The 21,567-nt window shown below is 59.1% G+C and carries 23 protein-coding genes; 18 read left to right on the top strand and 5 right to left on the bottom strand.

Translation table 11 applies throughout. From position 1 onward, the window contains the following. Positions 1 to 1,871: zinc/cadmium/mercury/lead-transporting ATPase (locus tag GV764_RS01130; RefSeq protein WP_161658715.1), on the top strand; the 1,871-nt coding region annotated here is incomplete at its 5' end. A gap of 453 nt (positions 1,872 to 2,324) precedes the next feature. Here the strand turns inward: GV764_RS01130 and GV764_RS01125 are convergent. The 4 genes from GV764_RS01125 to tusA form a co-directional block, all read right to left on the bottom strand. After that, on the bottom strand, positions 2,325 to 3,611 hold the full coding sequence (locus GV764_RS01125; protein ID WP_161658714.1) for a TRAP transporter large permease: 1,287 nt from the start codon (positions 3,609 to 3,611) through the stop codon (positions 2,325 to 2,327). Between the two features lie 10 nt (positions 3,612 to 3,621). After that, positions 3,622 to 4,131: a TRAP transporter small permease gene (locus GV764_RS01120; RefSeq protein ID WP_161658713.1), complete on the bottom strand. Its 510-nt coding sequence runs from the start codon at positions 4,129 to 4,131 to the stop codon at positions 3,622 to 3,624. A gap of 42 nt (positions 4,132 to 4,173) precedes the next feature. Continuing rightward, on the bottom strand, positions 4,174 to 5,151 hold the full coding sequence (locus GV764_RS01115) for a TRAP transporter substrate-binding protein (RefSeq protein ID WP_161658712.1): 978 nt from the start codon (positions 5,149 to 5,151) through the stop codon (positions 4,174 to 4,176). Between the two features lie 189 nt (positions 5,152 to 5,340). Further along, positions 5,341 to 5,586 (bottom strand): sulfurtransferase TusA, encoded by a 246-nt coding sequence (tusA, locus tag GV764_RS01110; protein ID WP_161658711.1) that lies wholly within the window; start codon positions 5,584 to 5,586, stop codon positions 5,341 to 5,343. A 171-nt stretch (positions 5,587 to 5,757) separates the two neighbouring features. Here tusA and GV764_RS01105 point away from each other — a divergent pair, with 171 nt between their 5' ends. Both GV764_RS01105 and GV764_RS01100 read left to right on the top strand, forming a co-directional pair. After that, positions 5,758 to 6,423, top strand: coding sequence for a 7-cyano-7-deazaguanine/7-aminomethyl-7-deazaguanine transporter (locus GV764_RS01105; RefSeq protein WP_161658710.1), 666 nt, complete (start codon positions 5,758 to 5,760; stop codon positions 6,421 to 6,423). Positions 6,424 to 6,494: 71 nt separating this feature from the next. Continuing rightward, positions 6,495 to 7,052 carry a DcrB family lipoprotein gene (locus tag GV764_RS01100; RefSeq protein ID WP_125292629.1) on the top strand — a complete coding sequence of 186 codons (558 nt, stop codon included), beginning with the start codon at positions 6,495 to 6,497 and terminating at the stop codon, positions 7,050 to 7,052. Between the two features lie 60 nt (positions 7,053 to 7,112). On the opposite strand, the gene GV764_RS01095 is transcribed toward GV764_RS01100, so the two are convergent. Then, a complete protein-coding gene (locus tag GV764_RS01095; protein ID WP_161658721.1) occupies positions 7,113 to 8,309 on the bottom strand; it encodes an MFS transporter in 1,197 nt (398 codons plus the stop codon). Positions 8,310 to 8,495: 186 nt separating this feature from the next. On the opposite strand from GV764_RS01095, the gene GV764_RS01090 reads away from it, so the two are divergent. The 15 genes from GV764_RS01090 to GV764_RS01020 all read left to right on the top strand — a co-directional run bounded on the left by GV764_RS01090 (position 8,496) and on the right by GV764_RS01020 (position 21,566). Next, complete coding sequence (locus GV764_RS01090; protein WP_161658709.1) at positions 8,496 to 9,557, top strand: AI-2E family transporter; 1,062 nt, start codon at positions 8,496 to 8,498, stop codon at positions 9,555 to 9,557. Between the two features lie 507 nt (positions 9,558 to 10,064). Further along, complete coding sequence (locus tag GV764_RS01085) at positions 10,065 to 10,454, top strand: hypothetical protein (RefSeq protein ID WP_161658708.1); 390 nt, start codon at positions 10,065 to 10,067, stop codon at positions 10,452 to 10,454. A 68-nt stretch (positions 10,455 to 10,522) separates the two neighbouring features. Beyond that, positions 10,523 to 11,593, top strand: coding sequence for a methyltransferase (locus GV764_RS01080; RefSeq protein WP_161658707.1), 1,071 nt, complete (start codon positions 10,523 to 10,525; stop codon positions 11,591 to 11,593). 50 nt (positions 11,594 to 11,643) lie between these two features. Next, positions 11,644 to 12,366 (top strand): beta-ketoacyl synthase chain length factor, encoded by a 723-nt coding sequence (locus GV764_RS01075; RefSeq protein WP_161658706.1) that lies wholly within the window; start codon positions 11,644 to 11,646, stop codon positions 12,364 to 12,366. After that, positions 12,345 to 13,181, top strand: a complete 837-nt coding sequence (locus tag GV764_RS01070) for a lysophospholipid acyltransferase family protein (protein WP_439954641.1) — start codon at positions 12,345 to 12,347, stop codon at positions 13,179 to 13,181. Before GV764_RS01075 ends, GV764_RS01070 begins: the two co-directional genes overlap by 22 nt. Beyond that, positions 13,162 to 13,419 carry a phosphopantetheine-binding protein gene (locus GV764_RS01065; protein ID WP_125292640.1) on the top strand — a complete coding sequence of 86 codons (258 nt, stop codon included), beginning with the start codon at positions 13,162 to 13,164 and terminating at the stop codon, positions 13,417 to 13,419. The genes GV764_RS01070 and GV764_RS01065 overlap by 20 nt, the downstream gene beginning before the upstream one ends. Before the next feature lie 13 nt (positions 13,420 to 13,432). Beyond that, on the top strand, positions 13,433 to 13,684 hold the full coding sequence (locus tag GV764_RS01060) for an acyl carrier protein (protein ID WP_161658704.1): 252 nt from the start codon (positions 13,433 to 13,435) through the stop codon (positions 13,682 to 13,684). A 3-nt stretch (positions 13,685 to 13,687) separates the two neighbouring features. After that, positions 13,688 to 14,278 (top strand): COG4648 family protein, encoded by a 591-nt coding sequence (locus tag GV764_RS01055; protein ID WP_161658703.1) that lies wholly within the window; start codon positions 13,688 to 13,690, stop codon positions 14,276 to 14,278. Further along, positions 14,275 to 15,633, top strand: coding sequence for an acyl-CoA synthetase (locus tag GV764_RS01050; RefSeq protein WP_161658702.1), 1,359 nt, complete (start codon positions 14,275 to 14,277; stop codon positions 15,631 to 15,633). The genes GV764_RS01055 and GV764_RS01050 overlap by 4 nt, the downstream gene beginning before the upstream one ends. Then, entirely contained in the window at positions 15,620 to 15,973 is a 354-nt protein-coding gene (locus GV764_RS01045) for an ApeI family dehydratase (protein ID WP_151602706.1), read from the top strand. Before GV764_RS01050 ends, GV764_RS01045 begins: the two co-directional genes overlap by 14 nt. Further along, on the top strand, positions 15,964 to 17,670 hold the full coding sequence (locus GV764_RS01040; protein ID WP_161658701.1) for a glycosyltransferase family 2 protein: 1,707 nt from the start codon (positions 15,964 to 15,966) through the stop codon (positions 17,668 to 17,670). The genes GV764_RS01045 and GV764_RS01040 overlap by 10 nt, the downstream gene beginning before the upstream one ends. Positions 17,671 to 17,673: 3 nt before the next feature. Beyond that, complete coding sequence (locus GV764_RS01035; RefSeq protein WP_161658700.1) at positions 17,674 to 18,096, top strand: acyl-CoA thioesterase; 423 nt, start codon at positions 17,674 to 17,676, stop codon at positions 18,094 to 18,096. Continuing rightward, positions 18,093 to 18,695 (top strand): outer membrane lipoprotein carrier protein LolA, encoded by a 603-nt coding sequence (locus tag GV764_RS01030; protein ID WP_161658699.1) that lies wholly within the window; start codon positions 18,093 to 18,095, stop codon positions 18,693 to 18,695. Before GV764_RS01035 ends, GV764_RS01030 begins: the two co-directional genes overlap by 4 nt. Then, complete coding sequence (locus tag GV764_RS01025) at positions 18,667 to 20,991, top strand: MMPL family transporter (protein WP_161658698.1); 2,325 nt, start codon at positions 18,667 to 18,669, stop codon at positions 20,989 to 20,991. The genes GV764_RS01030 and GV764_RS01025 overlap by 29 nt, the downstream gene beginning before the upstream one ends. Continuing rightward, positions 20,988 to 21,566 carry a DUF3261 domain-containing protein gene (locus GV764_RS01020; RefSeq protein ID WP_161658697.1) on the top strand — a complete coding sequence of 193 codons (579 nt, stop codon included), beginning with the start codon at positions 20,988 to 20,990 and terminating at the stop codon, positions 21,564 to 21,566. The genes GV764_RS01025 and GV764_RS01020 overlap by 4 nt, the downstream gene beginning before the upstream one ends. The last annotated feature ends 1 nt before the right edge of the window (position 21,567 follow it).

The following is a 21,567-nucleotide window of genomic DNA, read 5'->3' as shown; positions in this document are numbered from 1 at the left end:
CCCCTGCGCCTCCCCCCTCCCGCCCCTTTGCCTGGCGCGATAACGTGCCGCTTATCGGCCTGATCGCGCTGATGGCGCTGAGCTGGGGCGTTGCGCAATTTACTCCGCCGCTGGGTGAAATCGCGTTTATCGCCACCACCCTTGTTGGCCTGTGGCCTGTCGCCCGTCAGGCGCTACGCCTGATGCGCAGCGGCAACCCGTTCGCCATTGAAACCTTAATGAGCGTGGCCGCCATCGGCGCGCTGTTTATCGGCGCGACCGCCGAAGCCGCGATGGTGCTACTGCTGTTTTTGATCGGCGAACGGTTAGAAGGCTGGGCGGCAAACCGCGCCCGTCAGGGGGTCAGCGCGCTGATCGCGCTGAAGCCGGAAACCGCAACGCGCCTCAACGGTGAACAGCGCGAAACGGTGGCGCTGAGCGCGCTGCGTCCCGGCGATGTGATTGAAGTGGCGGCGGGCGGCAGGCTGCCTGCGGATGGCAAACTGCTCTCACCTTTCGCCAGCTTTGATGAAAGCGCCCTGACCGGCGAATCACTGCCCGTCGAGCGCAGCCAGGGCGATAGCGTCGCCGCCGGGGCAACCAGCGTTGACCGGCTGGTCAGGCTGGAAGTGATCTCCGAGCCGGGCGATAGCGCCATTGACCGAATTTTACGGCTGATTGAAGAAGCCGAAGAGCGCCGCGCGCCTATCGAGCGCTTTATCGATCGCTTCAGTCGGATCTACACGCCCGCCATCATGCTGTTTGCGCTGCTGGTGGCCGTGCTTCCTCCGCTGTTCACGGGCGCGCCATGGCTGCCGTGGATCTACAAAGGGCTGACGCTACTGCTGATTGGCTGCCCGTGCGCGCTGGTGATCTCCACGCCGGCGGCCATTACCTCCGGCCTGGCTGCCGCCGCACGGCGCGGCGCGCTGATTAAGGGCGGCGCGGCGCTGGAGCAGCTCGGCCAGATCCGCCAGGTGGCGTTTGATAAAACCGGCACGCTGACCCAGGGCAAACCGCAGGTTACTGCCGTTTCTCCGGGGGCAGGGCTGGACGAAAACGCGCTGTTACGGCTGGCGGCAGCGGTCGAGCAAGGCTCCACGCATCCGCTGGCGCTGGCGATTATCGAACGCTGTAAAAATCAGGGGATTTCCCTGCCCGTGGCAACCCACCAGCGCACCCTGGCAGGTATCGGAATTGAGGCGACGGTTGAAGGCGAAACTTATCTGCTCAGCGCGCCGGATAAACTTCCCGCCGCCATTCTGGACGAAGCTACCCGCACCACTATTCAGCAACAGGAAGCCCAGGGCCAGACGGTAGTGACGCTGGTGCGCAACAATCAATTGCTGGGCACGCTGGCGCTGCGCGATACGCTGCGGCCTGATGCCAGAGAGGCAGTTCAGCGTTTGCAGGCGCTGGGCGTTCAGGGAGTGATCCTCACCGGCGATAACTCACGCGCCGCCGCTGCGATTGCTGGCGAACTGGGGCTTGAATTCCGCGCGGGATTGCTGCCCGCCGATAAAGTGGCGGAAGTGAACCGGATGAATCAACGCGCGCCGCTGGCGATGGTGGGCGACGGGATTAACGATGCTCCGGCGATGAAAGCGTCAACCATCGGCATCGCCATGGGCAGCGGGACCGACGTGGCGCTGGAGACCGCCGATGCCGCCCTTACCCATAACCGGCTGACGGAACTGGCAGGCATTATCGCCCTTGCCCGCGCAACCCATGCCAATATCCGGCAAAACATCGCCATCGCGCTGGGGTTAAAGGGGCTATTCCTGGTCACGACGATGCTGGGCATCACCGGACTGTGGCTGGCGGTGCTGGCCGATACCGGGGCGACGGTGCTGGTGACCGCCAATGCGTTAAGACTGTTGGGCAGGAAATAAACAGATAATAACCCATGGTTTCTAAAGGAGTCTTTCCGTAGGATATTTTCAGCCAGTTTTACTGGTGAGGCGCAGCGTTGCGGGGGCTTCTTCCCCGGCGGCGTAGTCGCAGGATAAAGAAAACCCCCGCACGTTGTTTGGTTTAACCTGGCAACATAACGGGGGCGATCCTATCTCTAGACAAGTCAAGGATAGCCGCGAACGGTTGCCATTGCAACGCAGGCGGTTATATGACGTTCAAACAGGCCTTTTGGCTTGCGGTCTTAACGTCGATCATCGGGCCGATTGTGGTCGCGCTGATCCGTTATTTCTTCAGCTTCTAAGCTAACCTGGGCGTCACCGCTGCTGTGATGGCAACATGCGCCCGAACTGGCCGCAGGCGTAACAACCTGCGGTCTTTTTGCCTGGAGACAAAAAGCCCGGCAACAGCGGCCGGGCTCCAGTCACATCACATCACATCATTCCCAGTATCTTAGGTAACCATAGCGATATCGCCGGAACGTAGGTTACCAGCCCCAACACGATCAGCAGCATGCCGTAGAACGGCAGCATTGCGCGCACCACTTCTTCAATTTTGCGCTTGCTCACCGCACTCGCTACAAAAAGCACCGAGCCCACCGGCGGCGTAACCAGACCGATACCCAGGTTCACCATCATGATCATCCCGAAATGCACCGGGTCGATGCCCAGCATATTGGTCACCGGCAGCAGCACCGGCGTCAGGATCAGGATCAGCGGCGCCATGTCCATCAGCGTACCCACCAGCAACAGCATGATGTTCAGGTACATCAGGATGACGTACTTGTTATCCGACAGCGAGGTGAAAAACTCGGTGATGCGCATCGGCAGTTGCATATAGGTCATCACCGCGCCGAAGGCTGCCGCGAAACCGATAAGGATCATCACGATGGTCACCGTTTTCACGGTGCGGAACATCAGCTTCGGTAGCTCGCTCCACTTGTAATCACGGTAGATAAACATGGTCACGAAGAATGACCAGATACAGGCCACCGCCGCCGATTCCGTTGCCGTGAACACCCCGGTGAGAATACCGCCCATGATGATGACCACGGTCATCAAGCCCCACAGCGCGTCGAAGAAAATCTTCAGCGCCTGTTTGAACGGAATGCGCTCGCCTTTTGGGTAGCCGCGACGGTGGGCGAAGCCCATACACAGCACCATCAGGCTGATGCCCAGCAGCAGGCCCGGCAGAACCCCCGCGATAAACAGCGTGGCGATAGACACCGTGCCGCCCGCCGCCAGCGAGTAAATTACCGAGTTATGACTGGGTGGAATCAGAATGGCCTGCACCGAACCGCTGGCGGTCACCGCCGCCGCGTATTCGCGCGGATAGCCCTTTTTCTCCATTTCCGGGATCATCACGCTGCCGATGGAAGCAGTATCCGCCACCGACGAGCCGGAAATCGCGCCGAAAAAAGTCGAGGCGACAATATTCACCAGCGACAATCCGCCGCGAATAAAACCCACGAAGATATAGGCGAAGTTCACCAGGCGGCGTGCGATACCGCCTTCCGCCATAATCGCCCCCGCCAGAATAAAGAACGGGATGGCCAGCAGGCTGAATTTGTTCACGCCGCTGGTGATTTGAATCATGATCGCTTCCAGCGGCAGTTCAATATACAGCGCGCCTACCACGGCGCTCAGACCCACCGCGAAGGCCACCGGCATGCCGACCGCCAACAATACGCCCAGAGTAAAAAGTAAAACGAACGCGTCCATGAAGCCCCCGTTAACCGTGATTGCCGATAAGCACTACCGGACGATTCTCCTGGGAACCGAACAACAGCCGCTCAATAACGAAAAGAATAATGATCGCCGAGCCTATCGGCAGCGGCAGGTAGCTTTCCCCGGAGGTCAAAATCGGGAATTCCGCCACCGGCTGATCCCAGAGTTCAATGCACAACAGGGCGCTGTACCAGAACATAATCCCGGAGATGGTCAGCATCAGCAGATCGACCAGCTTTGCGCACAGGCGCTGCATGGCCGGCGGGATACGGTCGATCAGCATGTTGACGGCAATATGGGAATTGGCGCGATAGCTTACCGCTGCGCCCACAAAGCTGAACGTCACCATGCAAATGATCGCGATGGGCTCCGGCCAGGATTCGCCACGGTTCAGCACATAGCGGGAAAAGATGCCAATCGGGATGACAACCGTCATCAGCAGCAGCGAAAACCCGGCCACAAACATGGCGAGCAGGTACAGGCGATCCATCCACTTAACATAGAAAGGGGTCATAAGTACTCCGGAAAGATGCGCCGGGCGAGCCGGCGCCTGAGATCACTGTACGTCTGCTATCGCTTTCATCAGATCCTGATGCTTATCGCCAAACTGGGCGCGCACCGGCTCTGTGGCTTTAACAAAAACAGCTTTGTCGATGTCGTGGAACTGAACGCCGCCGGCTTTCATTTTTTCCAGCGCCTGGGCGTTATAGGCATCCCAGAGTTTACGCTGTTCCATCTGCGCTTCGCGGGCCAGGGTCAGGATTTTTTGCTGCTGATCGGCGCTGAGTTTGTCCCATTTCACTTTGGAATAGAGCAGCATTTCCGGGGTGATAAAGTGGCCGCTCAGGGTGTAGTTTTTCGCGACCGGCATGTAGTTGTGGGCGATGAAAGTCGGCGGATTGTTTTCCGCACCGTCGATCACGCCGGTTTGCATACCGCTGTACACTTCGCTCACGCCCATGGCAACGGAGTTGGCACCCATATCTTTCAGCGTAGCCAGCGCCACCGGGCTACCCTGAACGCGGATCTTCATCCCTTTCAGATCTTCCGGTTTCACCACCGGTTTTACGGTGATCAGGTTACGGGTGCCGGAGTCCATCCAACCCAGGAACACCAGTTTCGATTTCGGGTTATTGGTCAGCTTGTCACCGATCTGTTTGCCAATATCGCCGTCGATGACTTTGTGCATATGGTCTTCATCACGGAAGACATACGGCAGGGTAAACACTTCGATATCCGGCAGAATGGCGGCAACCGGAGCCATCGAGACGCGAATGATATCAATCGCGCCCATTTGCGCTTGTTCAATCATTTGCTTCTCATCGCCCAGTACGCCGCCAGGAAACACTTTGATTTCCAGATCGCCATTGGTTTGTTGTTTGAGCTTTTCACCCATATTTTGTACGGCCACCACGTTGGGATAACCCTGCGGGTGAACATCGGCGGCTTTGATGGTCTGCGCCAGTACGGTTGGTGCAAATAACACGGTGGAGAGGCACAGCCCGGCTAAAGCCGGTATTAAAGTCTTTTTCATCGGGTCAGCTCCAAAGGATACGGTAGGTAAGAGAGTAAAACGCTGTTTTGATTTTCAGTTTATAAACTAGCTGAAGCCGAAAAAAGACGCGGTGAAGCGCCTCACAAAAGCGGTAAATAATGAAACGAAGGTTTAAAGAGAATGTACCGGGAGTTCAGGGCAGAGCATTATTCCTCTGCGCCCGATTAATTAGTGTTTTTTGCGGAGTAAATAGCGATAAGGCAGTGCTTCCGTCTGCGAAGCGATCAGATCGTGCTCCATAAAACGGCAAAAACCCGGAATGTCGCGGGTGGTGGCAGGGTCGTCGGCAATCACCAGCAGCGTTTCGCCGGTCTGCATGCCGCGCACGGTTTTGCGCACCATCATTACCGGTTCCGGGCAGCGCAGCCCCTGGGCATCCAGGGTATGGTCAGGATGGGTAAAAAGGTCGGTCATGGTTATCTCAGGGAAAGGTAAAAACGGCACTAGTTTACCCTGCGATTGAGTCGGTGCAAGCGAGGTTAACGATTGCGTTAAAATTAACCGTTGCAAAGCTGTGCTGAAGCAGTATGATGCGGCGGTTTTGATTCTGGGTTCCCTCACCCCATCCGACAAAAAGGTCACAATATGACGACGTTTACCTCACGCCAGCGCCGCAATGCGCTTATCTGGCTATCGCTGTTTCATTTGCTGGTCATCACGTCCAGTAACTATCTGGTGCAGTTGCCGATCACGATTTTCGGTTTTCACACCACCTGGGGCGCGTTCAGCTTTCCCTTTATCTTCCTGGCGACCGACCTGACCGTGCGGATTTTTGGCGCGCCGTTAGCGCGACGCATCATCTTTGCGGTGATGATCCCGGCGCTGGTGATTTCCTACGGTATTTCCTCGCTGTTTTACATGGGAAGCTGGCAGGGTTTTGAAGCCTTAACCCACTTCAACCTGTTCGTGGCCCGTATTGCCACCGCGAGTTTTATGGCTTACGCGCTGGGCCAAATTCTTGATGTGCATGTGTTTAATCGCCTGCGTAAAAGCCGCCGCTGGTGGCTGGCGCCCACCGCATCGACTATTTTCGGCAACGTCAGCGATACTCTCGCATTCTTCTTTATCGCCTTCTGGCGCAGCCCGGATGCCTTTATGGCCGAACACTGGGTGGAAATCGCGCTGGTGGATTACGGCTTTAAAGTGCTTATCAGCATCGTTTTCTTCCTGCCGATGTACGGCGTACTGCTGAATATGCTGTTGAAAAAGCTGGCAGATAAATCTGATTTCGTGCGCTATCAGCCGGGTTGACGGTCGCCAGGAATTCTTGTGATAAGATGCGGTACAAGGTCACTTGACCGTTATCGTAAAGGAAGAATTCAATGCGCAATCTGGTTAAATATGTCGGGATTGGCCTGCTGGTGATGGGGCTGGCGGCCTGTGACAACAATGACAGCAGCAAGCCGGCGGAAGGTGCCGCAGCCGAAAGCAACGCGGCGGCGCAGCAGGTGACGCTGCTGGACGGCAAACTGAGTTTTTCGCTACCGGCGGATATGACGGATCAGAGCGGGAAGCTGGGCACCCAGGCCAATAATATGCACGTCTACTCTGACGCCACCGGGCAGAAAGCAGTGATCGTGATTGTCGGCGACGATACCACCGAAGGGCTGGATGTGCTGGCGAAGCGCCTGGAAGATCAGCAGCGCAGCCGTGACCCGCAGCTCCAGGTCGTGACCAATAAATCCATTGAGGTAAAAGGCCACACCCTGCAGCAGCTGGACAGCATTATTTCCGCCAAAGGCCAGACCGCGTACTCTTCCGTGGTGCTGGGCAAAGTGGATAACAAACTGCTGACCCTGCAAATCACCCTGCCGGCGGATAACCAGCAGCAGGCGCAGGCAACCGCTGAAAACATTATTAACACTCTGGAAGTGAAGTAAGACGATTCGCTTTCATGGAAAAAGCCTGCCGGTGAAAACCGGCAGGCTTTTTTATTGCTTTTATGCCGCGCTTTCTTTTGATGACGCCCGCAGCTTCAGCGTCAATCCTGCCGCCAGCGCCACCAGCCCCGCCGTCGCCAGATAAATACTCGACACCCCCGCCCAGGCCATCAGCAAGCCCGCCAGCGGGCCGGTGACGCCGAGCGACATATCCATAAACACCGTGTAAGTGGCCAGCGCGCTGCCCTGGTTTTGCGCCGGAACGGCTTTTACCGCCACCACGCCCAGCGCCGGGAACACCAGCGAAAAGCCTGCGCCGGTCAGGAAGGTGCCCAGTTTCGCCATCCACGGGCTGAACGCCATACCCACCAGCAGCAGGCCGACGATCTCCACGGCAAAACAGACCAGCGCCACGTTTACTCCGCCAAACCGGTTAATGCCGTTGGGGAACAGCAAACGGGTGCCGACGAAAGCGGCGCTGAACAGGGTCAAGGCGAAGGCTGCGTCATCCCAGCCCTTCGCGTCGTAAAATAGCGTGATAAAGGTAGCGATCACGCCGAAACCCGCCGACCCCAATGCCAGCGCCATGCCGTACAGCCAGACTTTACCCAGCACCGCCCTGAACGGCAGCGGCTTGCCTTTGCTGGCGGTAACCGGCTTGCGCGGCAGCGCGCACAGGATGGCGACCAGCGCAATCGCCATAATCACCCCGGCCAGCAGCTTCATGCCGCCAAGATGGAAAATCCACACCCCCAGCGGCGCGCCAATCGCCATCGCGCCGTATGTGACAATGCCGTTCCAGGAAATCACCCGGCCAATGTGCAGCGAACCCACGACGCCCACGCCCCACAGCGTCGATCCGGTCCCGGCGAAACTTTGTCCAACACCCAAAATAAGCCGCCCGGCGCACAGCAGGACAAGGCTTAGCAGCGCGGCGTCGGTATTCTGCCCCGCCACAAAATAGCCCACTCCGCTAAGAAAACAGCCGCAAAGCCCAAAAATAACAATTTTCTTCGGCCCGAACAGGTCAGCGTAGCGTCCGGCGTAAGGACGGCTCAACAAGGTCGCGAAATACTGGAGGCTGATCACCAGCCCCGCCCAGAAGGCGCTAAATCCCATCACATCATGGACATAGCCCGGTAGAACGGCCAGCGGCAGGCCGATAGTGAGGTAGCTGGCAAAATTAAAGATAGCGACAGAAACGATGCGTAGATTTAAACGCAATCCACTTATTGCCGGTTCAGCGGCTTCGGGCATGACAATCACCGGAATGGTAAAACGAGGGTTCAGTATAACCCTGATAGCATCGCGCTTCACACCCACCACTTTCGGAGCGATCTCCTCCCTCACCTTATGCGCCACGCACTACACTTTATCCGTCGCCCCGTAATTGCAGATCCCCTGCGCCAGGCGAATTAAGGATATTCCACGCAGATGGCAAGAATGAACCCCCAACTAACGTCTCCGCAGCCCGATAAAGTGGGTCTGCATATGCTGCAAAAACTGGCAGCGCTGGTGATCATCCTGGCCGGCATTCACGCGGCCGCCGATATTTTAGTACCGATGTTACTGGCGCTGTTTTTCGCCATTGTTCTTAACCCGTTAGTCACCTGGTTTTTGCGCCGGGGATTTAATCGCACTATGGCGATTACCATTGTGGTGGTGGTGATGCTGATTGGCCTGACGCTGCTGTTCGGCGTACTGGCGGCGTCGCTCAACGAATTCATCGCGCTGTTGCCCAAGTACAATAAGGAGCTCACACGTAAGTTGCTTGATTTGCAGGAAATCTTTCCGTTCCTGAACCTGCATATCTCCCCTGAGCGCATGTTGAAGCGCATGGACTCAGAAAAGGTCATGACCTTCGCCACGGCGCTGATGACCCAGCTTTCCGGCGCGATGGCCAGCATAGTGCTGCTGGTGATGACGGTGGTGTTTATGCTGTTTGAAGTGCGCCACGTGCCGTACAAACTGCGTTTCGCGCTGTCTAATCCGCAAATTCATATCGCCGGCCTGCATCGCGCGTTAAAGGGGGTAAGCCATTATCTGGCGCTGAAAACGTTAATCAGTCTGTGGACCGGGGTGATTATCTGGCTGGGTCTTCAGTTAATGGGCATCCAGTTTGCCCTGATGTGGGGAGTGCTGGGCTTTTTGCTCAACTACATACCCAATATCGGCTCGGTGATCTCGGCGATCCCGCCCATGATCCAGGCGCTGCTGTTTAACGGTTTCTACGAATTTATGCTGGTCGGCGCGCTGTTCCTGGTAGTGCATATGGTGTTGGGCAACATGGTGGAGCCGCGCATGATGGGCCACCGGCTGGGGATGTCGACGCTGGTGGTGTTCCTGTCGTTACTGTTCTGGGGCTGGCTGCTGGGGCCGGTGGGGATGCTGCTGTCGGTGCCGTTAACCAGCGTGTGTAAAATCTGGATGGAAACCACGGTGGGCGGCAGTAAAGTCGCGGTACTGCTGGGGCCGGGCCGGCCCAAAAGTCGGCTTCCCGGGTAACATCACCTACCTTTATTGGTAGATGAACAATAACGCGTCAGGAAATAAATCTGGCGCGTTATTTTTTTTCGGAATAAAAATTCGCTCTGACAGAAATTTACTTCTTTCTTATTCTGTAAAACAAGCTTTGTTTATTAGTAAACACCAGACAGCACAAATTTAAGCTCACAATTTTTATCAATATTATTGCTTAGGCCTAACAAACCTACGGTTATTTCACTTAAGAATCTCCTGATGCCAGACAAAATATTGCGTCATGTTTTTTGATAATTTACCATCACACCTCTTCAGGTTAATCGGCATGTATTAGCAGAAGGAACAGCGAAAACCTACACGGATGAAAAAATCATTATTTTTAATGACCTATAAAACCTAACACATCTGTTTTCGCCGTCCATTACACAGTTTCACTGACTGGTATTTGTGAGCCAGCAAATCATTTTTGCTCATTACGATTTGTCGCAATGGGTAATTGGGTTGTATTGATGAAACGTCTATGGAGATCGTATGAAGAAAATCGTTAAGCTTTTCACCGCTATCGCTTTCGCAGGGGCTCTGGCAGGTTGCGCAAATACCGCACCGGTCCAGCAAGTTAACGCCACCGTGGCCGGTAAACATACCGCTGAACAAGTGCGTACCGCGATCCTGAAAGCAGGCGTACAGCGCAAGTGGGTGATGACCGACGCGGGCGCAGGGCTGATCAAAGGCCGCCTGCAGGCGCGCGATCACGTTGCTGAAGTACGCATTCCTTACTCTGCTAATAGTTACTCTATCATTTATGACAGCAGCCTGAACCTGAAAGCCGCTGACGGTAAAATTCATAAGAATTACAACCGTTGGGTTAATAACCTGAACCAGGATATTCAGATCAATCTGTCCGCTGGCGCGAACCTGTAATTTCAATGAATTAACAACCGGCCTGGAAAGGCCGGTTTTTTTGTTTACCTCTGGTTAAGGATCGCACCGTGCGTCATCACTACGATCGGGATACACTCTCTGCGCTGGACGCTATTACCGAAGCGCAACGCATCGCGTTTGCGCCGATGTTATTTCAAACGGCGGTGATATTACGCGACAGCGGCATCCTCGGTTTTCTCGATAAACAGGGAAAAGCGGGAGCCACATTAGAAAACATCGAAGAAAATTGTACTCTCGATAAATATGCAGTTAGCGTACTGCTGGATATGGGTTTGAGCGGCCGTATTGTTACTCAACAAAACGAACATTATCACATCGCTAAGGTCGGACATTTCTTACTTCACGACCCGATGACCCGCGTGAACATGGATTTCACCCGCGATGTTTGTTATCAAGGGCTGTTTTTTCTCCATGATGCGTTGCGCAACGGAAAACCGGAAGGGCTAAAAGTTTTTGGCGACTGGCCGACAATCTATCCGGCGTTGTCGCAATTACCCGAACCGGCGCGCTGCAGTTGGTTTGCCTTCGATCACTATTATTCTGACGCGGCTTTTAACGCGGCACTGCCGCATGTCTTTGAGCTGGCACCGGAAAAACTGTATGACGTGGGGGGAAATACCGGCAAATGGGCTATTCGCTGCTGCCGTTATAATCCGTCGGTGAATGTCACTATTCTGGACTTGCCGCAGCAAATTGCGCTGGCGCAGGAAAATATCGCGGCTAACGGTTTAAGCGAGCGTATCGATTTCCATCCGGTGGATATGCTCAGCGACGCGCCGCTGCCTGACGAAGCCGACGTCTGGTGGATGAGCCAGTTCCTCGACTGCTTCTCCGCCGAGCAAATCGTTGCCCTGCTGGGGAACATCGCCAGGGTCATGAAGCCCGGCGCCCGCGTTTGCATCATGGAGCTGTTCTGGGATGCGCAAAAATTTGAAGCCGCCGCATTCAGCCTGAACGCGTCATCGCTCTATTTCACGACGATGGCGAATGGCAACAGTCGTTTTTATAGCGCCGCCACGTTTATCAAACTGGTGGAGCAGGCAGGGTTTGAGATTGAACAACGGCTCGACGATCTGGGCGTTGGGCATACGTTGTTAGTGTGCCGCAAAAAAGCGTAACGGGCGGCGTAGCTGCATAAACAGAAACAAAAAGCGCGGAAAGCGTGTAGATGAAATTTTCACTCAACATCATTGACTGGCAAGCCAGAGCGCCGGGGCTCAGCGATGCCGCAGACTGGCGCGCCTGGGCGCAACAGGATCGGGAAATCGATCCGGCGTCCCCGTATGCCAAACCCAGCGAATTGCCGATGATGACCAGCCGCCGTCTTAACTCAGGCAGCCGCCTGGCGGTGGACAGCGGTCTGGCGATGCTGCGCCGCCACGCGCCGGATGCAGTGCTGTTTACCAGCCGTCACGGCGAGCTGGAGCGCAATATTCGCATTCTGGACGCCATTGCCGCCGCGCAGCCTATTTCGCCCACCGACTTCGCCATGTCAGTGCATAACTCGTCGGTAGGCAATCTGACCATTACCGCGAAGCAGCCGCTGACGTCGTCCTCGCTCTCCGCGGGCCAGGACACCTTCCAGCAAGGTTTGATTGAAGCGCTGACGCTGTTCCAGGCGGGCTACCAGCGGGTATTGATGGTGGATTTCGACGGCCTGCTGCCCGCGTTTTACCACCCTCACCTGCCCGCCAACATGCCCACCTGGGCGTGGTCGCTGGCGCTGGTGCTGGAGGCAGGCGACGAACTGCGCTGCGAAACGCATCCTCACGAGCTGCGCCGTGAAGCGCCGCTGCCGCAGGGGCTGCAATTCCTGCGCGGCTGGCTCAAAGACGACGCGGCGTTCAGCGTGGACGGCGAGCGCGCCGACTGGCGATGGAGCAGATCATGAAGCGCATCCTGGCGCAGGTGAACTGGCTGTGGCGTCTGGTGATGACCGGCGTTTGTTTTGCGCTGTTCGGCCTCGGCGGGCTGCTGCTCTCCGTGGTCTGGTTCAATCTTCTGCTGCTGGTGCAACGCAATCCGGACACGCGCCGCCGCCTGGCGCGCCGCAGCATCGCGGCCAGTTTCCGCTTCTTCCTGCGGGCGGCGCGCGCGGTGGGCGTGCTGGATTACCGCATCGAAGGCAAATCGGTGCTGGATAACGAGCGCGGCTGCCTGATAGTGGCCAATCACCCCACGCTGATCGACTACGTGCTGATCGCCTCAGTGATGCCGGAAACCGACTGCCTGGTGAAGAACGCGCTGCTGAAAAACCCGTTTCTCGGCGGCGTGGTGCGGGCGGCGGATTACCTGGTTAACGACCAGGCGGATGCGCTGCTTCCCGCCTGCCGCGAGCGGCTCGCCCGCGGCGAAACCGTGCTGATTTTCCCGGAAGGCACCCGCAGCGTGCCCGGCCAGCCGCTGACGCTCCAGCGCGGCGCGGCCAATATCGCGGTGCGCTGCCACAGCGATTTACGGGTGGTGCATATTCTTTGCAGCGAACACCTGCTGGACAAGCACAGCCGCTGGTATGACGTTCCGCCCCGCAAACCGCTGTTCGAGGTGGTGGTGCGCGAGCGTATTCATACCCAACACTTTTACGATCCGACAGTGGATCAAGAGCCCGCGCTGGCGGCTCGCAAACTTAATCGACACCTTTTGCACCAATTAACACCAGGCCTGACGCCTGGCCCAGGAAACAACGATGCAAGCGCTCTACTCTGAAATCAAAAATCTGATTATCACTACCCTGAACCTCGACGAACTGTCCGCCGATGATATTGACGCCGACGCGCCGCTGTTTGGCGACGGTCTGGGTCTTGACTCCATCGACGCGCTGGAATTAGGGCTGGCCGTGAAAACCCAGTATGGCGTAGTGCTTTCTGCCGAAAGCGAAGAGATGCGCCAGCATTTCTATTCCGTCGCCACACTGGCTGCTTTCATTGATTCTCAACGCGCCTGAAGACGAGCACGATATGGTTGATAAACACGCGATTTACCAGGAAGTCTCCGCACTTCTGACCCAGCTTTTCGATATTCCCGCCGAGGACATCTCCCCTGAGGCGCGTCTGTACGAGGATCTGGAACTCGACAGCATCGACGCCGTGGACATGGTCGTACATCTGCAAAAGAAAACCGGCAAAAAAATCAAACCGGAAACGTTCAAATCGGTGCGTACCGTTCAGGACGTGGTAGACGCGGTTGAACATCTGCTGAACGACGCGTAATTGATGCTGCACGCTGCCCTCACGGTCGCGCGGCGTCTGACGCAGCCAGCCATTGCCCTGGTGATGGTCGCCTGGCCGTTCATTATCTGGTTCGGCATCACGCATCACGCCCTCGCCTGGCTGCTGCCGGTGATGGTGCTGCTGCTGTTGATTCGCCTGCGCCAGGCGCGGCTGCGCGGCGGCCCGCTGCGGCTGATTGCCAAAGGCGTCGCCCTGACCGGCGTGGTGCTGTGCGTGGCGAGTCTGGTACTGCGCAGCCATCATCTGCTGCTGTGGTATCCGGTGGTGGTGAACACGCTGCTGCTGGGGATGTTTGGCGCGTCGCTGTGGAGCAGCATGCCGCTGGTGGAGCGCATCGCCCGCCTGAAAGAGCCGGATCTGCCGCCTGCGGGCGTGCGTTATACCCGGCGCGTCACCCAGGTGTGGTGCGGCTTTTTTATTGTTAACGGCAGTGTCGCGGCCTTTACCTGCTGGTACGGCGACACCGATCTCTGGACCCTGTGGAACGGCATGATCGCCTATCTGTTGATGGGCGCTTTGATGGCGGGGGAATGGCTGGTGCGCCAACGCGTGATCCAGCGGGATGTATCATGATGACCACCTTACCTCTGGCGCAGTGGCTGAGCGCGCAGCGCCCTGACGACGCGCCCGTCGCCTGGCTGGGCGACCACACCTGGACGCTGGGGCAGATGCGCCATGACGTCGCAACCCTGACCCGGCATCTGCGCACGCAGCCCGGCGAGCGCTGGGCGCTGTGCTTTGAAGACAGCTACCTGTTTATCGTGGCGCTACTCGGCGCGCTGCATGCGGGCAAAACGCCGGTGATCCCCGGCCACAGCCGCCTGTCGCTGCTGGACGAGCAGCGTGAACTGTTTAGCGGCGTCCTGAGCGACCGCACCCTTGGCTGGAATGGCCCGATGGTGGTGGTGGCCTCGGCGAAGCGTTCGTCCGGGGCGATCGACCTGCCGGCGATCGATCCCGAGAGTTATGTGGAGATCTTCACCTCCGGATCCACCGGCACGCCGCGCCGGGTGATCAAGCCCATCGCGTCGCTTGACCGCGAAGCCGCGCTGCTGGCGGAACGCTTCGCTGAACGGCTGACGGGCTGCCACATTGTCGCTTCGGTGGTGCCGCAACATCTCTACGGCCTGACGTTCCGCATCTTCCTGCCGATGTCCCTTGGGTTACCGCTGCACGCCGCCATGACGTACTACGCGGAGCAACTGTCGGCGCTGCCCGCGACGCGCCGCTACGGTTTTATCAGCAGCCCCGCGTTTTTAAAGCGGCTCGATCACACCCTCACGCCGCCGCCGATTGCCCTGATTGTCTCCGCAGGCGGCATGCTGCCCTGGGGCGATGTAGTGCAAACGCAGGCATGGGCCAACGTCACGCCGGATGAAATTTACGGCAGCACCGAAACCGGCATTCTCGCCTGGCGCTATCGCGCCGGGGACGATACGCCCTGGCTGCCCTTCAGCGGGATACGTTTCGTGCAGGAAAACGACGCCTGGCGGGCGTTCTCCCCGCTGATCCCCGATCCCGCCGGTCTGCTGCTGGACGATAATCTGGCCTTTGAAGACAACGGCCTGTTTCGCCTGCATGGCCGACGGGGCCGGGTAGTAAAAATTGAAGAAAAACGTATTTCGCTGTGCGAAGTAGAACAACGGCTACTGGCGCTGGACGGCATCGTAGAAGCCGCCGCCCTGCCGATCACCCGTAACGGCCGCCAGGGCATCGGCGTGCTGGTGGTGGTGGATGACGCCACCCGTGCCCGCCTCAACGCCGCCGCAGGCAAACAGCTGGAGCTGGCCTGGCGCAAAGCGCTGATCCCGTGGCTGGAGCCGGTGGCGATCCCGCGCTACTGGCGGGTGATCGACACGATCCCGGTTAACAGCATGAATAAACGCGTCTATGCGCAACTGCAGGAGTTTTTCCATGACCCCGCATGAAATTGCCCGCACGCGGCTTGCTCCCCATTGCTGGGAGCTTCATTTGCGCCTCGACCCGGCGCTGTTCTGGTTTAAAGGCCATTTCGCCGTGCAGCCGCTGCTGCCGGGGGTGGCCCAGCTCGACTGGGTCATGCATTACGCCCGGGAACTGCTGGTCCCGGAGGCCCGGTTCCATAAAATCATCAACGTGAAATTCCAGGCCCCGCTGCTGCCGGAAAACGAGGTGTGTTTAACCCTCGACTGGCAGCCGGAGCGCCACACGCTCTCCTTTAGCTATCAGCGCCTGTGCGGTGAACAGCGTCTGCCTGCCAGCAGCGGGAAAATCCGGTTATGCCAGTAAGCCACCTCTTCTCGCCCTGTGTGGTGATCCCCTGCTACAACCACGGTGCGATGATGGCGCAGGTGCTGACGCGCCTCGCGCCGTTCGGTTTGCCGTGCATTGTGGTGGACGACGGCAGCGACGCCGCTACCCAGCAGGCGCTGGCGCGGTTGCAGGCCGATTTCCCGGCGCTGACGCTGGTGCGGCTGGCGCAAAACGCCGGTAAGGGCGCGGCGGTGATCCGCGGGCTGGAAGTGGCCCGCGACGCCGGGTACAGCCACGCGGTTCAGGTGGACGCCGACGGGCAGCACGCCATTGAAGACATCCCGCAGTTTCTCGCCGAGGCCGAACGCCATCCCGAGGCGCTGATCTCCGGCCAGCCGATTTACGACGACTCCATCCCGCGCTCGCGCCTGTATGGCCGCTGGGTTACTCATGTATGGGTGTGGATCGAAACTTTGTCCCTGAGCCTGAAAGACAGCATGTGCGGGTTTCGCGTTTACCCGGTCGCGCCGACCCTGGCGCTGGCGCAGCATATCGCCCTTGGCAGGCGCATGGATTTTGATACTGAAGTGATGGTGCGCCTCTACTGGCGCGGCCATCCGAGCTATTTCATCCCGACCCGCGTCACCTATCCGCAGGACGGGCTGTCGCATTTTGACGCCCTGCGCGACAACCTGCGCATCTCCTGGATGCACACCCGGCTGTTCTTCGGCATGCTGCCGCGCGCGCCGGGGCTGCTGATGCGCAAGCGCCGCCGGCACTGGGCGCGCACCGAAGAGGTCAAGGGCCTGCTGGGGATGCGCATCATGCTCACCGTCTGGCGCCTGTTGGGACGCGGCGCGTTTGAACTGCTGCTGCGCCCGGTGGTGGGCGTTTACTGGCTGCTGGCTCACGACGCGCGCCGCGCCTCGCAGCAATGGATCGACACGGTGACGCAACAGCGGGCCGCGCAGCAAATCCACGACAATCAGCGCCTGAGCAGCTATCGCCACTTTTTGCGCTTCGGCAGCGCGATGCTCGATAAAGTCGCCAGCTGGCGCGGCGAGTTGCAGCTCGGCAAGCAGGTGGTATTTGCGCCAGGCGCGGAAGCGGCGCTGGATATTACCGGGCCGGACGGCAAGCTGATCCTCGCTTCGCACCTTGGCGATGTAGAAGCCTGCCGGGCGCTGGCCCAGCGCAGCGGCGCGCGCACCGTTAATGCGCTGGTGTTTACCGATAACGCCCGACGCTTTACGCAGATTATGGAAGAGATGGCGCCCCAGGCGGGCGTTAACCTGATCCCGGTGAGCCATATCGGCCCCGACACCGCCATGCTGTTGAAAGAGAAGCTGGATGCCGGTGAATGGGTGGCGATTGTCGGCGATCGCATCGCGATTAACCCGCAGCGCGGCGGCGACTGGCGGGTGATCTGGAGCCGCTTTATGGGCCGCCCCGCCCCGTTCCCGCAGGGTCCGTTTATTCTGGCCTCGGCGCTGCGCTGCCCGGTAGTGCTGCTGTTCGCGCTGCGTGAGCAGGGCCGTCTGGTGCTGCACTGCGAGCCGTTCGCCGACCCGCTGACGCTGCCGCGCGCTACCCGCCAGCAGGCGCTGCAGGAGACGGTGGATCGCTATGCCGCGCGGCTTGAACACTATGCCCTGCGCTCGCCGCTCGACTGGTTTAATTTTTTCGATTTCTGGCAGTTGCCCGACGCGGCGCGCCATGAAGATAAGGAGTAACAGGTGCTGAACGATCCGCGTTTTACCGCCGAGGTTGAGCTGGCTATCCCGTTTCACGATGTCGATATGATGGGCGTGACGTGGCACGGCAACTATTTCCGCTATTTCGAAGTGGCCCGCGAGGCGCTGCTGAATCAGTTTGATTACGGCTACCGCCAGATGAAAGAGTCCGGCTATCTGTGGCCGGTGGTCGATACCCGGGTGAAATACCGCGATGTGCTGACCTTTGAGCAGCGCATCCGGGTGCGGGCGCGCATCGAAGAGTTTGAGAACCGGCTGCGCATCGGCTATGAAATTTTCGACGCCGCCACCGGCAAACGCACCACCACCGGTTACACCATCCAGGTGGCGGTGGAAGAAGCCACCCGCGAACTCTGCTTCGTGAGCCCCGCCATTCTTTTCGAACGTATGGGAGTGATGCCATGAGAGCGCTGACCCTGGTCCTGTTATTACTTAGCCCGCTGGTTCACGCCGTCACGCTGGATGATCTGCAACAGCGCTTTACCTCACAACCGGTGGTGCGCGCGCACTTTGTGCAGGAGCGGCAGATTAAAGATATGCCCCAGCCGCTGCGATCTTCCGGCGAGATGATTATCGCCCGGGATAACGGCCTGCTGTGGCAGCAAACCGCGCCGTTCCCGATGACGCTGATGCTCAACGACAGCCAGATGGTTCAGGTGATCAACGGCCAGACGCCGCAGGTGATCACCGCGCAAACCAACCCGCAGATGTTCCAGTTCAATCATCTGCTGCGCGCCCTGTTCCAGGCTGACCGCAAGGCGCTGGAGCAAAATTTCCGGCTCGATTTCCAGGACAAAGGCAACAATGCCTGGCAACTGGTGTTAACGCCCATCACCACGCCGCTGGATAAAATTTTCGCCGCTATTACGCTGAACGGCAGCGCGTATCTCGACGCCATCCGGTTAGACGATAAACAGGGCGATAAAACCAACATCACCTTCAGCCAACACCGCCTGACGCCAGCGACCCTGACCGATGACGAACGCCAACGTTTTGCATTCTGAGCCGCGCCGCAGCGGCGCGCTGATCTGGCTGGCCGTCTGCCTGCTACTTGCGGCGACGCTGGCGGCGCTGCTGCCCGGCGCGCGGATCAACAGTTCAGTGCTGGCGCTGCTGCCGAGCCAGAGCCTCGGTGCGGTGCCGCCTGCGCTTAACGACGGCTTTATGCAGCGCCTCGACCAGCAGCTGGTGTGGATGGTCAGCCCCGGCAAGCAGGCCGATCCGGCTGCCGCCCAGCGCTATCTGGATTTGTTGCGCCAGCAGCCCGCGCTGGCCAGCATCGGCGGCCCGGTGGATGCTGCCGCGCAGCAGGCGTGGGGCGAATTTTTCTTTACGCACCGCAACGGCAGCCTCGACAGCGCGACCCGCGCCCGGTTGCAGGACGGCGGCAACGCCCAGGCGCAGTGGATTTTATCCCAGGTCTATTCGGCATTTTCCGGCGTCAGCGGCAAGGAGCTACAGCACGATCCGCTGATGCTGGTGCGCGGCGCGCAGATGAATCTGGCGCAAAACGCCAGCCATCTGCGGCTGCTCAACGGCTGGCTGGTGACGCAGGACGCGCAGGGCAATTACTGGTATCTGCTGCATGGCGAGCTGGCCGGTTCGTCGTTCGATATGCAGCAGACCCACCAGATGGTGGAGACGCTGAATGCCCTGCAAGCTCAACTGAAAAGCGAATTCCCGCAGGCGCAGATTTTGTCGCGCGGCACCTTGTTCTACAGCGATTACGCCAGCCAGCAGGCGAAGCACGATGTCTCGACGCTCGGCGTCGCCACGGTGCTGGGAGTGATCTTGCTGATCGTCGCGGTGTTCCGCTCAGTGACGCCGCTGCTGTTGTGCCTGCTGTCGGTGGGCGTCGGCGCGCTGGCGGGCAGCGTGTCGGTGCTGCTGGTGTTCGGCGAGCTGCATTTAATGACCCTGGTGATGAGCATGAGCATCATCGGCATCTCGGCGGATTACACGCTTTACTATCTGACCGAACGCATGGTGCACGGCGCGGAGATGTCGCCGTGGCAGAGCCTCGCCAAAGTGCGCAACGCGCTGCTGCTGGCGCTGCTCACCACCGTGGCGGCCTATTTGATCATGATGCTCGCGCCGTTCCCCGGCATCCGCCAGATGGCGCTGTTCGCGGCGGCGGGCCTGAGCGCCTCGTGCCTGACGGTGATTTTCTGGCATCCGTGGCTGTGCCGCCGTTTGCCGGTGCGTCCGGTGCCGGGCATGGTATGGCTGATGCGCTGGCTGGCGGCCTGGCGGCGCAATAATGCGCTGCGCATCGGGTTGCCGGTGGCGCTGGTCGCCGTTTCTGTCGCCGGGTTCAGCCTGTTGAAAGTGAACGACGATATCGCCCAGCTCCAGGCGCTGCCCGCCGGTATCCTGGCCCAGGAAAAAACCATCACCGCGCTAACCGGCCAGAGCGTCGACCAGAAGTGGTTCGTGGTGTATGGGGATAACCCTGAGCAAACGCTTCAGCGCCTCGAAGCTTTTACGCCCGTGCTGGCGCAGGCTAAAGACCAGGGGCTGATTGACAGCTGGCGGCAGATCCCGCTCAACTCCCTTGCCCGCCAGCAGCAGGATGTGGCGCTGATTGAACAGAGCGTGCCCGCCGTGCGCCAGGTGCTGAGCCAGGCGGGCATTACGCTAAATGCCCCGGACACCCGCCCGATGCCGGTCACGCCGGCGCAGTGGCTGAACAGCCCGGTGAGCGAAGGCTGGCGGCTGATGTGGATCACCCTGAAAAACGGCCAGAGCGGCGTGCTGGTGCCGGTCAACGGCGTGAAAGCCAGCGACGCGCTGAATCAGCTGGCGGAACAGGCCACCGGCGTGGTGTGGGTGGATCGCAAAGCCAGCTTTGATAGCCTGTTTGCGCTGTACCGCACTCTGCTGGGCGGCTTGCTGGGCGTGGCGCTGGCGATCATCGCCACCGGCGCGGTGGCGCGGCTGGGCCTGCGCAAAGGCGCGATAAGCCTGGTGCCGTCGCTGCTGTCGCTCTCCACCGGGCTGGCGGTGCTGGCGTTGACCGGCCACAGCCTGAACCTGTTTTCCCTGCTGGCGTTAGTGCTGGTATTAGGGATAGGCATTAACTACACGCTGTTTTTCAGCAATCCACGCGGCACGCCGCTGACCTCGCTGCTCGCCGTTACCGTGGCGATGATCACTACGCTGCTGACCCTCGGGATGCTGGTGTTCAGCAGCACTCAGGCCATCGCCAGCTTTGGGATTGTGTTGTGCAGCGGCATTTTTACCGCCTTTTTGCTATCGCCGCTGGCGATGCCGGACCGAAAAGAGAGAAAGAAACGATGAAGCAGACACTCTGGCGCGCGGGCCTGTTGCTTGCGGCGCTGTGGCTCGCCGGTTGCAGCCACTCCACGCCAACGGAAACGCGCCCCAAAGCCTGGCTGAAGCCGGGGGTGCAGGTCACGCTACCGCCGCCGGGCATCACTCCGGCGGTAAGCTCCCAGCAGTTGTTGACCGGCAGCTTTAACGGGCAAAGCCAGTCGCTGCTGGTGCTGCTGAATGCCGATGAGCAAAAGCTCTCGCTGGCGGGATTGTCGTCAGTGGGCATCCGCCTGTTTTTATTGACCTATGACAAAGCGGGCATCCACACCGAGCAGTCAATTGTGGTGCCGCAGTTGCCCCCTGCCAGCCAGGTGCTGGCGGACGTGATGCTCAGCCACTGGCCGCTCGCCGCCTGGCAAACCCAGCTGCCGAAGGGCTGGACGCTGCGCGATACTGGCGATCGCCGCGAGCTGCGCGACGCCAGCGGCAACCTTGTCACGGAAATCACCTACCTGCTGCGCAAAGGCAAACGTGAACCGATCAGCATCCAGCAGCACGTGTTCCACTATCACATCACCATTCAATACCTTGGTGACTGAC

Source organism: Atlantibacter hermannii (assembly GCF_009907385.1).
Classification (GTDB): Bacteria; Pseudomonadota; Gammaproteobacteria; order Enterobacterales; family Enterobacteriaceae; genus Atlantibacter; species Atlantibacter hermannii_A.
Note: the sequence above shows the minus strand (reverse complement) of the source record. Positions and strands in the feature narration are given on the sequence as shown.

Coding starts and splice junctions, on each gene's coding strand:
- GV764_RS01125 (WP_161658714.1), bottom strand. CDS start 3,611: ATGGACGCGTTCGTTTTACTTTTTACTCTGGGCGTATTGTTGGCGGTC.
- GV764_RS01120 (WP_161658713.1), bottom strand. CDS start 4,131: ATGACCCCTTTCTATGTTAAGTGGATGGATCGCCTGTACCTGCTCGCC.
- GV764_RS01115 (WP_161658712.1), bottom strand. CDS start 5,151: ATGAAAAAGACTTTAATACCGGCTTTAGCCGGGCTGTGCCTCTCCACC.
- tusA (WP_161658711.1), bottom strand. CDS start 5,586: ATGACCGACCTTTTTACCCATCCTGACCATACCCTGGATGCCCAGGGG.
- GV764_RS01105 (WP_161658710.1), top strand. CDS start 5,758: ATGACGACGTTTACCTCACGCCAGCGCCGCAATGCGCTTATCTGGCTA.
- GV764_RS01100 (WP_125292629.1), top strand. CDS start 6,495: ATGCGCAATCTGGTTAAATATGTCGGGATTGGCCTGCTGGTGATGGGG.
- GV764_RS01095 (WP_161658721.1), bottom strand. CDS start 8,309: ATGCCCGAAGCCGCTGAACCGGCAATAAGTGGATTGCGTTTAAATCTA.
- GV764_RS01090 (WP_161658709.1), top strand. CDS start 8,496: ATGAACCCCCAACTAACGTCTCCGCAGCCCGATAAAGTGGGTCTGCAT.
- GV764_RS01085 (WP_161658708.1), top strand. CDS start 10,065: ATGAAGAAAATCGTTAAGCTTTTCACCGCTATCGCTTTCGCAGGGGCT.
- GV764_RS01075 (WP_161658706.1), top strand. CDS start 11,644: ATGAAATTTTCACTCAACATCATTGACTGGCAAGCCAGAGCGCCGGGG.
- GV764_RS01065 (WP_125292640.1), top strand. CDS start 13,162: ATGCAAGCGCTCTACTCTGAAATCAAAAATCTGATTATCACTACCCTG.
- GV764_RS01060 (WP_161658704.1), top strand. CDS start 13,433: ATGGTTGATAAACACGCGATTTACCAGGAAGTCTCCGCACTTCTGACC.
- GV764_RS01055 (WP_161658703.1), top strand. CDS start 13,688: ATGCTGCACGCTGCCCTCACGGTCGCGCGGCGTCTGACGCAGCCAGCC.
- GV764_RS01050 (WP_161658702.1), top strand. CDS start 14,275: ATGATGACCACCTTACCTCTGGCGCAGTGGCTGAGCGCGCAGCGCCCT.
- GV764_RS01045 (WP_151602706.1), top strand. CDS start 15,620: ATGACCCCGCATGAAATTGCCCGCACGCGGCTTGCTCCCCATTGCTGG.
- GV764_RS01040 (WP_161658701.1), top strand. CDS start 15,964: ATGCCAGTAAGCCACCTCTTCTCGCCCTGTGTGGTGATCCCCTGCTAC.
- GV764_RS01030 (WP_161658699.1), top strand. CDS start 18,093: ATGAGAGCGCTGACCCTGGTCCTGTTATTACTTAGCCCGCTGGTTCAC.
- GV764_RS01025 (WP_161658698.1), top strand. CDS start 18,667: ATGACGAACGCCAACGTTTTGCATTCTGAGCCGCGCCGCAGCGGCGCG.
- GV764_RS01020 (WP_161658697.1), top strand. CDS start 20,988: ATGAAGCAGACACTCTGGCGCGCGGGCCTGTTGCTTGCGGCGCTGTGG.